This is a genomic window from Ralstonia sp. UNC404CL21Col (genome assembly GCF_000620465.1).
Taxonomy (GTDB): domain Bacteria; phylum Pseudomonadota; class Gammaproteobacteria; order Burkholderiales; family Burkholderiaceae; genus Ralstonia; species Ralstonia flatus.
The window spans coordinates 5,094-18,212 of record NZ_JIBE01000011.1; the positions used below are offsets into that span (position 1 = coordinate 5,094).

Here is a 13,119-nt window from a genome sequence, read left to right on the forward strand (position 1 = left end):
GCGCGCCCGAGATGGCGACCCACTCCTTGAATTTATGTCGCAGGGAGGGGAAGGGAAAAACTCGCTTCGCTCAGACAGTTTCCCTTCCTTTTTCCTCCCTGCAACAGAAATTCAAGGCGCCATCTAGGGCATCAACGGCCAAACCGTCGCTGCCTTTGGTCAGTTGGTTAGTCGCGGGGCGGTATCTTGCCGAACTTCTTTGCCATTTCTGCCCAGCCTTCGGGGCCCAGCTTTTCCATCGTCGCGATATTGCGTTCGTAGATGTCCGCTGCGTCGGGGACGGCTGCAGCGGCGCGGGCGATGCTGTCTTCGCGCAGCAGATGCAGGATGGGGGCCGGTGCGCGGTTGGTGGCGTTGGCGATGTCGTTAGGCTCCGCGTCGGCGAAGACGAAATCGGGGTGGAAGCTGGCCAGTTGCAGTTCGCCTTCGTAGCCGGCTTTGGCGAGTACGGATTCGGCGCGTTCCGTGAGCGAGTGGAAATCGAGGAAGTCGGCGAGGGCGGGGACGATCAGCAGCGTGGTGTCGATCTGTGCGGCGGGGGTGGCGTGCAGCAGGTCGGCCTCGGCACGCAGGTGGTCGAGCACGTCGCCGTCCATCGTGGCGCGGCTGACGGCGTATCGGACTTGCCGCTTGACGTGGACGGCCTTGGCGAACGGGCAGAGGTTCAGGCCGATGACGGCGTCTTCGAGCCAGCGCTGCACGGTCGCGACATGAAGGGCGGCGGCGTCTGCATCCAAGTTGAGGGCATCGGCGGGCGGATCGAGCAGGACGAAATCGGGGGCGTGATTGGACACGGCGTACGCGAGGGAAGAGACAGCGCGCAGTGTAGTCGATGGGCTGGGAGCGCTTCTTGCGACGAACTGGGTGTTGTGATTTGCAACGCCCGGCGTGCGCCGTTGATGCGCGCCGAGATCACTTCAGGTGCTTCGCGCGCCGCTTATGTGGTCAGTCCATTCCGCGTTTTTGTAAAAGAAGGAGATCAACCATGATTGAACTGCGCCTGAAAACCGCCCTCGCCGTTGCCGCCACGTTTGCTGCGTCGGCTGCTTTCGCACAGATGACGCCGGCACCGCAGACTTCACCGCAGACCACCGGCACCGTGCAGACCGCCCCGCAAGGCGGGCCGGCCACTTCGTCGTCTGACCCGCTGGTTCAGAAGCGCATTGACGACAAGGCCGCGAGCGACGAATACAAGGCTCGCAAGTCCGACGCCAAGGCGGCCTACAAGGAAGAGAAGAAGGCTGCCAAGGCCAACCGCAAGGCTGAGAAGAAGGAAGCGCGCGCCAAGCGCAAGGAAGCGATGAGCGAACAAGGCGGGCCCGCCCAGACGCCGAACAGCGAAGGCAAGTAAGCCACTCGCCGAACCAAGAAAAAAGGCGACCTTCGGGCCGCCTTTTTCTTGGGGGGCAACGTGCGCCGTCAGTGGCCGCGCGTGGTCGGCAGGCGGACCTGGGCGACGGCCATTTCCCATTGGGCGATGCGGTGCGCGGCCTCGTCGCGGCTGATGACGGGGTGGAACGTGCGGGAGGCGCGCCATTGCTGCGCGACTTCCGCTTCATCGCGATAGAAGCCCGTGGCGATGCCGGCCAGGTAGGCCGCGCCGAGCGCCGTGGTCTCGATGATCTCCGGACGCACAACCGGAATGCCGAGCAGGTCAGCCTGGAACTGCAGCAGCAGGTTGTTGGCCGAGGCGCCGCCGTCGACGCGCAGTTCCGAGATGGTGGAAACGGCATCGCGCGTCATGGCTTGCAGCAGTGCGGTGCTTTGGAAGGCAATCGACTCCAGTGCGGCTCGGGCGATGTGGCCGATGGTCGTGCCGCGTGACAGGCCCACGATGGCGCCCTGCGCGGTGGGATCCCAGTACGGCGCACCCAGCCCCGTGAACGACGGCACGAACACCACGCCGCCCGAATCCGGCACCGAGGCGGCCAGGCCTTCGACGTCTGCGGAGCGCTGGATGGCGCGCAGGCCGTCGCGCAGCCACTGCACGACCGCGCCGCCCACAAACACGCTGCCTTCGAGCGCGTAGCTGCGCTTCGTGCCGCTCTGGCACGCAGCCGTGCTGATCAGGCCGTTGTGCGATTGGACTGCCTTGTCGCCGGTGTTGAGCAGCATGAAGCAGCCGGTGCCGTAGGTGTTCTTGGCCATGCCGGGCTTGAAGCACGCCTGGCCGAACAACGCCGATTGCTGGTCGCCGGCAATGCCGCCAATGGTGAGCGAGGCGCCGAGCCAGTCGGCATCGGTCTGCCCAAATTGGTACGCGGACGGATGCACCTCGGGCAACAGGCTCGGGTGGATGTCGAGCGCGCGCATCAGGTCCGCATCCCATTCACCGGTGTGGATGTTCCACAGCATCGTGCGCGAAGCGTTCGATACGTCGGTCACGTGCAGGCGGCCGCGCGTGAGTTGCCAGACGAGCCAGCTGTCGATGGTGCCGAAGGCGAGTTCGCCACGCGCGGCGCGCTCGCGGGCGCCATCCACGTGATCGAGAATCCAGCGCAGCTTGGTGGCCGAAAAATACGGGTCGATGATCAGGCCGGTGCGCTTGCGTACCTCGTCTTCCAGGCCCTCGGCGCGCAGGCGCTCGCAGATGGCTTCGGTGCGGCGGTCCTGCCAGACGATGGCGTTGAAGATCGGTTTGCCCGTGGCGCGCTCCCACACCATGGTGGTTTCGCGCTGGTTGGTGATGCCAAGCGCGGCCATGTCGGCGGCGGACAGCTTGGCTTGTTCGAGTGCGGCGCGGCAGGTGGCGAGCTGGCTGTTCCAGATGTCGAACGGATCATGCTCGACCCAGCCGGGCTGCGGGAAATGCTGCGGAAACTCCTGCTGGGCACTGGCGACGATCTGGCCGGCGCGGTTGAAGACGATGGCGCGTGAGCTGGATGTGCCCTGGTCGAGCGCGAGGAGGTATTCCATAAGGCAGATTCAGGTGACCGCCGGGCCGGAGTGAACCTGTCCGGCGGTGGGTAAAACGGAAGCAGGCATGGTAGCCCGCCGGCCGATGGTTGATCGACCGGCGGGCATGCGAATTAACGCACCTTGCCGGCCTTCCAGGCTGCGAGCAGCTTGTCGTAGGCCACCGTCTCACCCTTCGGACGCTCGTTGTCGAGCTTCTTCCACGGGGCGTGTTCGGTCGACAGCCACTTCGACGGATCGCTTTCCGGGTTCAGCTTGGGCGCGCAGTTCTTCATGCCCGCGCGCTGCAGGCGGCCCATCACCTGGTCCATTTCCTTGGCCAGGTTGTCCATCGCGCCTTGCGGCGTCTTCTCGCCCGTGACGGCCGTGGCGACGTTCTTCCACCAGAGCTGTGCCAGCTTCGGATAGTCGGGCACGTTGTTGCCGGTCGGCGTCCAGGCCACGCGGGCCGGGCTGCGGTAGAACTCGATCAGGCCGCCGTACTTGGCCGCGTTCTTGGTGAAGTAGTCGCTGTGGATATCGGAGTCACGAATGAACGTGAGACCGGTGATGGACTTCTTGAGCGACACGGTCTTCGACGTGACGAACTGCGCGTACAGCCACGCGGCCGAGCGGCGCTCGAACGGGGTGGACTTGAAGAACGTCCACGAGCCGACGTCCTGGTAGCCGTTCTGCATGCCGTCCTTCCAGTACGGGCCGTGCGGCGACGGGGCCATGCGCCACTTCGGCGAGCCATCGGCGTTCACGACCGGGCCCGGCTTGGTCATCGGCGCGGTGAAGGCGCTGTACCAGAACACCTGCTGGGCGATGTGGCCTTGCGCGGGCACCGGGCCGGCTTCGTTGAAGGTCATGCCGGTCGCCTCGGGCGGGGCGTACTTCTTCATCCAGTCGATGTACTTGGTCAGGGCGTACACGGCGGCCGGGCTGTTGGTGGCGCCGCCGCGCGAGACCGATGCGCCCACCGGGGTGCACTTGTCTTTCTCGTCGACACGGATGCCCCATTCGTCGACCGGCAGGCCGTTCGGGATGCCCTTGTCGGCAGAACCTGCCATCGACAGCCAGGCGTCGGTGAAGCGCCAGCCCAGCGACGGGTCCTTCTTGCCGTAATCCATGTGGCCGTAGACGCGCTTGCCGTCTAGCTCCTTCACGTCGTTGGTGAAGAAGTTGGCGATGTCTTCATAGGCCGTCCAGTTGACGGGCACGCCCAGGTCGTAGCCGTACTTGGCCTTGAACTTGTCCTGCAGGTCCTTGCGGGCGAACCAGTCGGCGCGGAACCAGTACAGGTTGGCGAACTGCTGGTCGGGCAGCTGATACAGCTTGCCGTCGGACGCAGTGGTGAAGCTGGTGCCGATGAAATCCTTCAGATCCAGGCCGGGGTTGGTGAACTCCTTGCCTTCGCCCGACATGTAGTCGGACAGCGGCATGATCACGCCGTAACGATAGTGCGTGCCGATCAGGTCGGAGTCGGAGATCCAGCCGTCATAGATGCTCTTGCCGGATTGCATCGAGGTCTGCAGTTTTTCGACGACATCGCCTTCCTGCATGATGTCGTGCTTGACCTTGATGCCGGTGATCTCTTCGAAGGCCTTGGCCAGCGTCTTCGATTCATAGGCGTGCGTGTCGAGCGTTTCCGACACGACGTGGATCTCGGTCACGCCCTTGGCCTTGAGCTTGGCCGCGGCGTCGATGAACCACTTCATTTCCGCCATCTGCTTGTCTTGCGACAGCGTGCTGGGCTGGAATTCGCTGCTGATCCACTTCTTGGCTTCGGCTTCGCCGGCATGGGCCGCGCCGACTGCCAGGGCGCTCGCCAGTGCGATGGCACTGATCTGAAGCGTCATGCGCCAGGATGTTTTCATCGGTATCTCCTCGTGCTTGGTTAGCTTGTTGTTCTCCCCGCAGCGAAAACATCCGGCATTCCGACGCGGGGAGCGTGGTGGAATGCCTGTGCCCGTACGTCAATTTGGGCGTGGAGGCATCAACCCGTGCTGATGCCTCCGGACCTGCAAATTCAAGTGCACCGATGGCGCGTCAGCCGCGCCACATCACGATCACCAGCACCACCATCGAGGCGATGAAGCCGCCCCAGGCGCTCGTCTCTTCCGACGTGAGCCCAACCCACGCCAGGTTGATATAAGCCGCGGTCAGCAAGCCGATGAAGAGGCGGTCGCCGCGCGTGGTGGCAATGGGCAGGAAGCCCTTGCGCTCCACCGTGGGCCGAACCACCTCCCAAACCGTCATGCTGGCTAGCATCAAGGCGATGCAGCCGAAGAAGATCGCCACTTCGGGCGTCCAGGCCATCCAGCTGAACATGGCTGTGTCTCCCGTTCTTGTTTTAGACGCGGCCCATCGCGAAACCCTTCGCGATGTAGTTCCGCACAAACCAGATCACCAGCGCGCCGGGAATGATCGTCAGCACACCCGCTGCGGCCAGCACACCCCAATCCATGCCCGAGGCCGACACCGTGCGCGTCATCACCGCGGTGATGGGTTTGGCGTCGACCGAGGTGAGCGTGCGTGCAAGCAGCAATTCCACCCAGCTAAACATGAAGCAGAAGAACGCCGTCACGCCCACGCCGGCCTTGATGAGCGGCAGGAAGATCTTCAGGAAGAACTTGGGGAAGCTGTAGCCGTCGATGTAGGCCGTCTCGTCGATCTCGCGCGGGATGCCCGACATGAAGCCTTCGAGAATCCACACCGCCAGCGGCACGTTGAACAGCATGTGCGCCAGCGCCACGCCCAGGTGCGTGTCCATCAGGCCGACCGTCGAATACAGCTGGAAGAACGGCAGCAGGAACACCGCAGGCGGCGTCATGCGGTTCGTCAGCAGCCAGAAGAACATGTGCTTGTCGCCCAGGAAGCGGTAACGCGAGAAGGCGTAGGCCGCCGGCAGCGCCACCACGGTCGAGAGCACCGTGTTCATCGTCACGTAGATGATGGAGTTGATGTAACCCCAGTACCACGACGGGTCGGTGAAGATGATCTTGTAGTTGTCGAACGTGACGAGCTTCGGCCAGATCGAGAAGCCGGCCAGCGTCTCCTCGTTGGTCTTGAGCGACATGCTCAACATCCAGTACAGCGGCAGCACGGCAAACGCCACATACACCGCCAGCGTGATCGCGCGGGCGATCTTGCGCTTGTGCTCGTTGTTGTTGTTCTGCTTAGGCATGGTCGTCTCCCACGGCCGTGCTGGCGCTGCCCATGCGCTGCATCCAGTTGTAGAGGACGAAGCAGAACAGCAGGATGATGAGGAAGTACACAATCGAGAATGCCGCCGCCGGGCCCAGGTCGAATTGACCGACCGCCTTCTGCGTCAGGTACTGCGACAGGAACGTCGTGGCATTGCCGGGGCCGCCGCCGGTCAGCACGAACGGCTCGGTGTAGATCATGAAGCTGTCCATGAAGCGCAGCAGCACGCCGATCATCAGCACGCCGCGCATCTTCGGCAACTGGATGTAGCGGAACACGGCCAGGCGGCTGGCGCCGTCAATCTCGGCGGCCTGGTAGAACGCATCCGGGATCGAGCGCAGGCCGGCATACGCCAGCAGCGCCACCAGCGGCGTCCAGTGCCACACGTCCATGATGAGCACGGTGATCCACGCGTCGAACGAGTGCGACGTGTAGTTGTAGTCGATCCCCATCTGGTTGAGCCAGTAACCGGCCAGGCCGATATCGGAGCGTCCGAAGATCTGCCAGATCGTTCCGACCACGTTCCAGGGAATCAGCAGCGGCATGGCGAGCACCACCAGCGCAGCCGACGCCTTCCAGCCCTTGGACGGCATCGACAGCGCCAGGCCGATGCCCAGCGGAATTTCCACCGCCAGCACGCACAGCGAGAAGATCAGCTGGCGCGTCAGCGCGTCCTGCAGATCGCCGTCGCGCAGGATCTGGCGGAACCAGTCCACGCCCACGAAGACGTGCTGCTCGGGGCTGATGATGTCCTGCACCGAGTAGTTCACCACCGTCATCAGCGGCAGGATGGCGGAGAACGCCACGCACAGGAACACCGGCAGGATCAGGAACCACGCCTTGTTGTTGAGCGGCTTGTTCATCGGCCGATCCTCTCGTCATTGCTGTAATACAGCGTCTGCGGCGCATCCAGGCGCAGCCAGACGCGCGATTCGGTCACGCTCACTTCGTTCGGCAGCTTCGCCTTGATGGGCAGGCCGCCGGCCTCGCCGAGGCTTGCGGTCAGCAACTGGTGCGTACCGAGTTGCTGCACCTGGTGCACGTTGGCTGCCACGGTGCCGACTTCCCCCGCTGCGGCCAGCTGGACGAACTCCGGGCGGATGCCGAGCTTGAGCGACCCGTTGGCGTTCTTGAGCGTGGCGAGCGTGTCGCGGCCCACCGACAGGCGCTGATCACCCAGCGCAATCACGTCGCCATCCACCGTCACCGGGTAGAGGTTCATGCCCGGGCTGCCGATGAAGTAGCCGACGAAGGTATGGTCCGGCCGCTCGAACAGCGCTTCCGGCCCGCCTTGCTGCACGACCTTGCCTTCCGTCATGACGACCACCTCGTCGGCAAAGGTCAGCGCTTCCACCTGGTCGTGCGTCACGTAGATCAGCGTGAGCTTGAGCTGCTGGTGAATCTTCTTGAGCTGGCGACGCAGTTGCCATTTCAGGTGCGGATCGATGACGGTGAGCGGCTCGTCGAACAGGATGGCCGCCACGTCCTTGCGCACCAGGCCGCGGCCCAGCGAGATCTTCTGCTTGGCGTCGGCCGCCAGACCGGAGGCGCGACGCTTGAGCGCGTGCTGCAGCTCGAGAATCTCGGCCACTTCCTCCACGCGCTTCTTCACTTCGGCTTCCGGCGTCTTGCGATTGCGCAGCGGGAAGGCGAGGTTGTCGAACACGGTCATCGTGTCGTAGATGACCGGGAACTGGAACACCTGCGCGATGTTGCGCTCGCGCGGGCTGGCGTGCGTGACGTCGCGGTCGTCGAAGAGCACCTGGCCTTCGGACGGCGTCAGCAGCCCCGAGATGATGTTCAGCAGCGTGGACTTGCCGCAGCCCGACGGGCCGAGCAGTGCATAGGCACCGCCGTCGCGCCACGTCATGTTCATCGGCTGCAGCGCGTAGTCCGACAGGCTTTGCGGATTGGGGCGGTAGCTGTGCCCCAGGTTGCGGAATTCAATGCGTGCCATGTGCGCCTCCCTGCTTGGGCGCGCTCACCAGCTTGCCCGCTTCGTCGAACAGGAACAGTTCGGCCGGATCGACAAACACGTCGAGCGCCGCGCCCAGTTCGAACTGATGCACCCCCGGCAACTGCGCGACCAAGCCGATGGTGTTCGTCTGGCCGACGGCCTGCGCCCGTACGTGCAGATACGTTTCGGACCCCGACAGCTCGGCCAGTTCCACCGTGCCCGGCAGGGCGACCGCGCCACCGTTGCGCGGCGACAGGCGGATGTGGCTCGGACGCAGGCCGATGCGGCAGCGCGTGCCGGCCGCCATCGGCAGCGGACGCGTCCATGCAACATCGATGCCTTGCGGCAGGCGGATCCGGTTGCCTTCCACCACGGTGGCGTCCAGCACGTTCATCGGCGGGTCGTTGAAGATGGCCGCCGCATTGACCGACACCGGCACTTCGTACATGTCGAGCGTCGGGCCGTCCTGCAGCACGCGGCCTTCATGCATGACGACGGTGTGGCCGCCCAGCAGCAGCGCTTCCTGCGGCTCGGTGGTGGCGTACACGACGGTCGTGCCGCCATCGGCAAAGAGCGATGCCAGTTCGGCGCGGAGTTCCTCGCGCAGCTTGTAGTCGAGGTTGACGAGCGGCTCGTCCAGCAGCACCAGCGGTGCCCGCTTGACCAGCGCCCGCGCCAGCGCGCAGCGTTGCTGCTGCCCGCCGGACAGCTCGGCCGGCAGGCGCTGCAGCAGGTGGTCGATGTGCAGCTTGGAGGCGACGGCACGCACGCGCGTATCGATCTCGCCCTTGTTGGTGCCCTGCAGGCGCAGCGGCGAGGCGATGTTGTCGTACACCGTCATCGCCGGGTAGTTGATGAATTGCTGGTACACCATCGCCAGATTGCGATCGCGCACTCCCACGCCCGTCACGTCCTTGCCGTCGACCAGTACGCGGCCGGTGGTCGGCCGGTCCAGCCCGGCCATGATGCGCATCAACGTGGTCTTGCCAGCTTGCGTCGGCCCGAGCAGCACATTGATGGCGCCGGGCGCCAGCCGCAGGCTGGTCGGGTACAGATGCGTCTGCGCCCCGACCATGGCCGTAACCTGGTCCAGTTCCAGAATCAATTGATGTCTCCCGTCTTACTGCTTTGATTTCTTGATGTCTTGGTTCGGGCGCCCAGCCCCTGGTGCTTCAGGGCGCCCGTTCCGCAACTGGAGCGGTCTGGCCTTCCGGCAGATGCCGCGCCAGCCAGCCTTCCAGCCGGCTGCGGTCGGCATCGCTGGCGTGCAGCCCCAGCTTGGTCCGCCGCCACAGGATGTCCTGTGCCGTGCGGGCCCATTCATGTTCGATCAGGTAACGGATTTCGGCTTCATACAAGCCGGGCGTCACTTCGGCGCCCAACTCTTCCAGTCGCGTGGCACCAGCCAGCAGCGTGTTCACGCGGGTGCCGTACTGGTGCGCATAGCGCGTCGCCAACTGGGTCGGCAGCCACGGCAAACGTTTTTGCAGGCGCGCCACAAAGTCGTCGAAGGTGTATTCGGCAACCAGCTGGCCCGGCGCTTCCAGATCGCCGCCCGGCAGCGATGCGGTGGCCGTCCACGAAGGCTTGCCGGCCAGCGGCAGATGCGGGGCGAGTTGGTCCAGCGCTTCTTCGGCCAGCTTGCGATAGGTCGTGATCTTGCCGCCCCACACGTTGATGAGCGGCGCGCTCGCGCCGTCGGCGCCGGTCTCGCATTCGACCAGGTAATCGCGCGTGATGGCCGAGGCGTTGGCGGCGCTGTCGTCCAGCAGCGGCCGCACGCCCGAGTAGCTCCACACCACGTCAGCCGGCGTCAGCTGCTGGGTGAAATAGCGGCTGGCCATTTCGCACAGATACTGGATTTCGCCGGCGTCGATGGCCACCTGGTCCACCGAACCCTTGTATTCCAAATCGGTGGTGCCGATCAGCGTGAAATCGTTCTGGTACGGGATCGCAAAGACGATCCGCCCGTCCGGGTTCTGGAAGATGTAGGCGAACGGGTGGTCGAACATCCGCCGCACCACGATGTGGCTGCCCTTGATCAGCCGCAGGCCGCGCGTGCTCGGCAATGCGTGGGCAGAGCGGGCGAATTCTGCCGCCCACGGCCCGGCCGCATTGACGATCGCCTTGGCGCGCACCGAGCGGATGCTGTCCGGGCCGGCCAGCGAGGCGTGCCAGCCGTCGGCGCGTCGTTCGGCATTCAGGCAGCGCGTGCGGGTGAGGATGTGGGCGCCGCGGTCCGCCGCATCGCGGGCGTTGAGCACGACCAGGCGGGCGTCGTCCACCCATCCGTCGGAATAGACGAAGCCACGCGTGTAACCGGCCTTGAGCGGCTTGCCGGCCGGATGCCGCGCCAGCTTGATCGACTCCGAACCCGGCAGAAAGCGCCGACGCGCCAGGTGGTCATAAAGGAAAAGGCCCGCGCGGATCATCCAGGCCGGGCGTTGCGCGGCATCGTGCGGCATCACGAATCGCAGCGGCCACATGATGTGCGGCGCCATGCGAAGCAGCACCTCGCGCTCCTGCAGCGCTTTGCGCACCAGGCTGAATTCGTAATATTCGAGGTACCGCAGCCCGCCGTGGATCAGCTTGGTCGAGGCCGAAGAGGTGTGCTGGGCCAGGTCGTCCTTTTCACACAAGACCACCGACAGGCCACGGCCCACGGCATCACGCGCGATACCCACGCCGTTGATGCCGCCTCCGACCACCAGCAGATCACAGTCCAGATGCGACGCGTCAGTGAGTTGCATGGGTTGGAATCTGTTGATTTTCGCGCCTTTCCTTGCGAATAGTGACGCGTTGGCGGATAGTTTAGTGAAGGGCGAAAATAAAGCAACATAGGGAATCGCCTAATTCGCTCACATATGTTCGTTTATGTTCATTTCGTGACTTGATGCTTCCGCGACACCGCCAGATCCTCGAATACGTCCGCCAGCACGGCGATGCCTCCGTCGACGCGCTTGCCCGCGTGCTCGGCGTCACGACACAAACCATCCGTCGCGATATCCGCCAGCTCGAAGACGAGCGCCTGCTCGCGCGCTATCACGGCGGTGTCGGCCTGCCGTCGTCGGTCGAAAACATCGACTACGACCAGCGCCAGGTCCTGCACATCGACGCCAAACGGCGCATCGCCGAGGTCGTTGCGCGCCACGTCGAGCCCGGCCGCTCGCTCATCATCAATATTGGAACGACCACCGAAGAGGTCTCCAAGGCGCTGGTCGGCCAGAACGGGCCCCGCGGTCTGCGTGTCATCACCAATAATCTGAACGTCGCGTCGATCCTCTCCGGCAGCCCGGACGCGGAGGTCATCGTCGCCGGCGGCCTCGTGCGGAACCGCGACCGCGGCATCGTCGGCGAGGCCACGATCGATTTCATGAAGCAGTTCCGCGTCGACATCGGCATCATCGGCGTCTCCAGCATCGACGAAGACGGCACGCTGCTCGACTACGACTATCGTGAAGTGCGCGTCGCCCAGTCCATCATCGAGCAGTCCCGCGAAGTCTGGCTCGTGGCTGATCACTCCAAGTTCGGCCGCCGCGCTGTCGTCCGCCTGGGCCATGTCTCGCAGATCGACAAGTTCTTCACCGACGTCCCGGTGCCGGAGCCGATGGCCGACGTTCTCCGCGCTGCCGAGGTCGAGGTGATCGTCGCCAGCGAAACGCGTTGACGTTCGATCGCTTTTCTCCAGTCTTCGCCCGCTCGACTACAGTGAAATGACAAGGCGCGCACCTTGCGTGCCTCCCTGTCATTCAGACTCGTCACACGGAGAGCATCGTGAGCAAGCACTCACATGCGACAATCCTCTCGATCTTCGCGGGCATCGTCACTGAACACATTGCCGCTCTGCGCCAGGCACTTGCCAAGCTGGCGGCACCCGATCCCAGTAACGAAGATCTTCACCAGTTCCGTGTCACCCTGCGCCGACTGCGTTCAGCTTGGGTGAGCTTTGCGCCGGTTCTGCCGGCCAGCTTTGTCGACCAGTGGAAACCTCGCTTGCGGGCGCTGGCTGCATCGACCGGCCCTGTACGGGAGTGGGACGTACTGCTTTCCGATTGGCTTCCGTCTGTCCGGAAGTCGCTCCCCGACAGGGACGAGGCTGGCCGGGCTTGGCTGCAGGCCGCAGTTATCAAGTCCAGAGAGGCCCGCAACCGCGCTTGGGAGGAGTTGCGCACCGAGTTGGCGTCGCCGAATGTGCGCGAAACGCTGCTTGAGCTGGAAGGAGCGATCACGGCCTTCCATATAGAAGACGAGCCGGAGCGGCATCGTCGCTTTGCCCGTACCCGGGCTCAGGCGCTTCGGAAGAAGCTGATTCGCCGCGGGCGTCGCCCGACGCGTTCGCCTGCGCCGCGTCTGCATCGAGCCCGCATCGCCGCCAAACAGTGGCGCTATCTATATGAAGCCTTCTACCCGGCGCTCGGCGCCCACGCAGCCACGCGTTACCGGAGGCATTTGCGCAAACTCCAGGACGCCTTGGGCGAGGTGCACGATGCATCTGTCTCGCTTGCTTGCGTCGCAGACCTCTTCAAGGCGCCGCCCCCGCTGTCCATAGTGAACGTCTTTCACAAGCGCGCTGGCAGCGCGCGGCGGCGGGCTGCTAAGGAACTGCGCTGGGTACGGTCCCATCCAGCCCGGTAGCCCGTCAAAAGTGCAGAAAAGACCCTATGAAAAGAAAGGGCTTGCGCCGTTCGAGAAACCCGCCTATAGTTCGCCCTCGCTGCAAAACACAGCGCCGAAACGCAAGTGGCGGTGGTGGAGTTGAGTGGTGGAGAAGCAGGTGTGGAGCGGGTTTGCGGTCGATCGGGTGGTAGGTGATTGGCGGTGGATCGAGTGGTAGTTGGCAGCGAGTTGATGGATAAAAATTCTTCGACGAGTTGTTGACAGCGACGAAAAAGCTCTGCATAATCTCGTTTCTCTGCTGCAGACAACGCAGCGACGCGGTGAACAAAGTTGATCGCGAAGTTCTTTAACAAGCAAACAGCCGATAAGTGTGGGCGCTTAATACTGGATGCGGCGGATTTCGATCCGCTAGCTAACAAGTAATGAAGTGCTCGCACAGA

At 64.1% G+C, this 13,119-nt stretch carries 12 protein-coding genes; 3 read left to right on the forward strand and 9 right to left on the reverse strand.

What is annotated here, in order from left to right; translation table 11 throughout:
• Positions 1 to 167: 167 nt before the first annotated feature.
• Positions 168 to 794 (reverse strand): DUF1415 domain-containing protein, encoded by a 627-nt coding sequence (locus N511_RS0117840; protein ID WP_027680523.1) that lies wholly within the window; start codon positions 792 to 794, stop codon positions 168 to 170.
• A 191-nt stretch (positions 795 to 985) separates the two neighbouring features.
• Here N511_RS0117840 and N511_RS0117845 point away from each other — a divergent pair, with 191 nt between their 5' ends.
• A complete protein-coding gene (locus tag N511_RS0117845) occupies positions 986 to 1,351 on the forward strand; it encodes a hypothetical protein (RefSeq protein WP_027680524.1) in 366 nt (121 codons plus the stop codon).
• Positions 1,352 to 1,419: 68 nt separating this feature from the next.
• On the opposite strand, the gene glpK is transcribed toward N511_RS0117845, so the two are convergent.
• The 8 genes from glpK to glpD all read right to left on the reverse strand — a co-directional run bounded on the left by glpK (position 1,420) and on the right by glpD (position 10,812).
• Entirely contained in the window at positions 1,420 to 2,916 is a 1,497-nt protein-coding gene (glpK, locus tag N511_RS0117850; RefSeq protein WP_009239731.1) for a glycerol kinase GlpK, read from the reverse strand.
• A 113-nt stretch (positions 2,917 to 3,029) separates the two neighbouring features.
• On the reverse strand, positions 3,030 to 4,775 hold the full coding sequence (locus tag N511_RS0117855) for an ABC transporter substrate-binding protein (protein WP_027680525.1): 1,746 nt from the start codon (positions 4,773 to 4,775) through the stop codon (positions 3,030 to 3,032).
• A 172-nt stretch (positions 4,776 to 4,947) separates the two neighbouring features.
• Positions 4,948 to 5,229: a DUF2160 domain-containing protein gene (locus N511_RS0117860; RefSeq protein WP_027680526.1), complete on the reverse strand. Its 282-nt coding sequence runs from the start codon at positions 5,227 to 5,229 to the stop codon at positions 4,948 to 4,950.
• Positions 5,230 to 5,251: 22 nt separating this feature from the next.
• Positions 5,252 to 6,085 carry a carbohydrate ABC transporter permease gene (locus N511_RS0117865; protein ID WP_027680527.1) on the reverse strand — a complete coding sequence of 278 codons (834 nt, stop codon included), beginning with the start codon at positions 6,083 to 6,085 and terminating at the stop codon, positions 5,252 to 5,254.
• On the reverse strand, positions 6,078 to 6,968 hold the full coding sequence (locus N511_RS0117870) for a carbohydrate ABC transporter permease (protein ID WP_004637132.1): 891 nt from the start codon (positions 6,966 to 6,968) through the stop codon (positions 6,078 to 6,080). The genes N511_RS0117865 and N511_RS0117870 overlap by 8 nt, the downstream gene beginning before the upstream one ends.
• The gene (locus N511_RS0117875) at positions 6,965 to 8,062 is read right to left on the reverse strand and encodes an ABC transporter ATP-binding protein (RefSeq protein WP_027680528.1); all 1,098 of its coding nucleotides are present in this window, start codon (positions 8,060 to 8,062) and stop codon (positions 6,965 to 6,967) included. Before N511_RS0117875 ends, N511_RS0117870 begins: the two co-directional genes overlap by 4 nt.
• Entirely contained in the window at positions 8,049 to 9,167 is a 1,119-nt protein-coding gene (locus N511_RS0117880; protein WP_027680529.1) for an ABC transporter ATP-binding protein, read from the reverse strand. The genes N511_RS0117875 and N511_RS0117880 overlap by 14 nt, the downstream gene beginning before the upstream one ends.
• Positions 9,168 to 9,234: 67 nt before the next feature.
• Complete coding sequence (gene glpD / locus N511_RS0117885) at positions 9,235 to 10,812, reverse strand: glycerol-3-phosphate dehydrogenase (RefSeq protein WP_027680530.1); 1,578 nt, start codon at positions 10,810 to 10,812, stop codon at positions 9,235 to 9,237.
• A gap of 77 nt (positions 10,813 to 10,889) precedes the next feature.
• Between glpD and N511_RS0117890 the strand changes: the two genes are divergently transcribed.
• Positions 10,890 to 11,729: a DeoR/GlpR family DNA-binding transcription regulator gene (locus N511_RS0117890; protein WP_442965440.1), complete on the forward strand. Its 840-nt coding sequence runs from the start codon at positions 10,890 to 10,892 to the stop codon at positions 11,727 to 11,729.
• Positions 11,730 to 11,836: 107 nt separating this feature from the next.
• Complete coding sequence (locus tag N511_RS0117895) at positions 11,837 to 12,697, forward strand: CHAD domain-containing protein (RefSeq protein WP_027680532.1); 861 nt, start codon at positions 11,837 to 11,839, stop codon at positions 12,695 to 12,697.
• The last annotated feature ends 422 nt before the right edge of the window (positions 12,698 to 13,119 follow it).

Bases quoted from the DNA above. Each gene is read 5' to 3' on its own strand.
- N511_RS0117875 (WP_027680528.1), bottom strand. From the start codon at position 8,062: ATGGCACGCATTGAATTCCGCAACCTGGGGCACAGCTACCGCCCCAAT.
- N511_RS0117860 (WP_027680526.1), bottom strand. From the start codon at position 5,229: ATGTTCAGCTGGATGGCCTGGACGCCCGAAGTGGCGATCTTCTTCGGC.
- N511_RS0117845 (WP_027680524.1), top strand. From the start codon at position 986: ATGATTGAACTGCGCCTGAAAACCGCCCTCGCCGTTGCCGCCACGTTT.
- N511_RS0117870 (WP_004637132.1), bottom strand. From the start codon at position 6,968: ATGAACAAGCCGCTCAACAACAAGGCGTGGTTCCTGATCCTGCCGGTG.
- glpD (WP_027680530.1), bottom strand. From the start codon at position 10,812: ATGCAACTCACTGACGCGTCGCATCTGGACTGTGATCTGCTGGTGGTC.
- N511_RS0117865 (WP_027680527.1), bottom strand. From the start codon at position 6,085: ATGCCTAAGCAGAACAACAACAACGAGCACAAGCGCAAGATCGCCCGC.
- N511_RS0117855 (WP_027680525.1), bottom strand. From the start codon at position 4,775: ATGAAAACATCCTGGCGCATGACGCTTCAGATCAGTGCCATCGCACTG.
- glpK (WP_009239731.1), bottom strand. From the start codon at position 2,916: ATGGAATACCTCCTCGCGCTCGACCAGGGCACATCCAGCTCACGCGCC.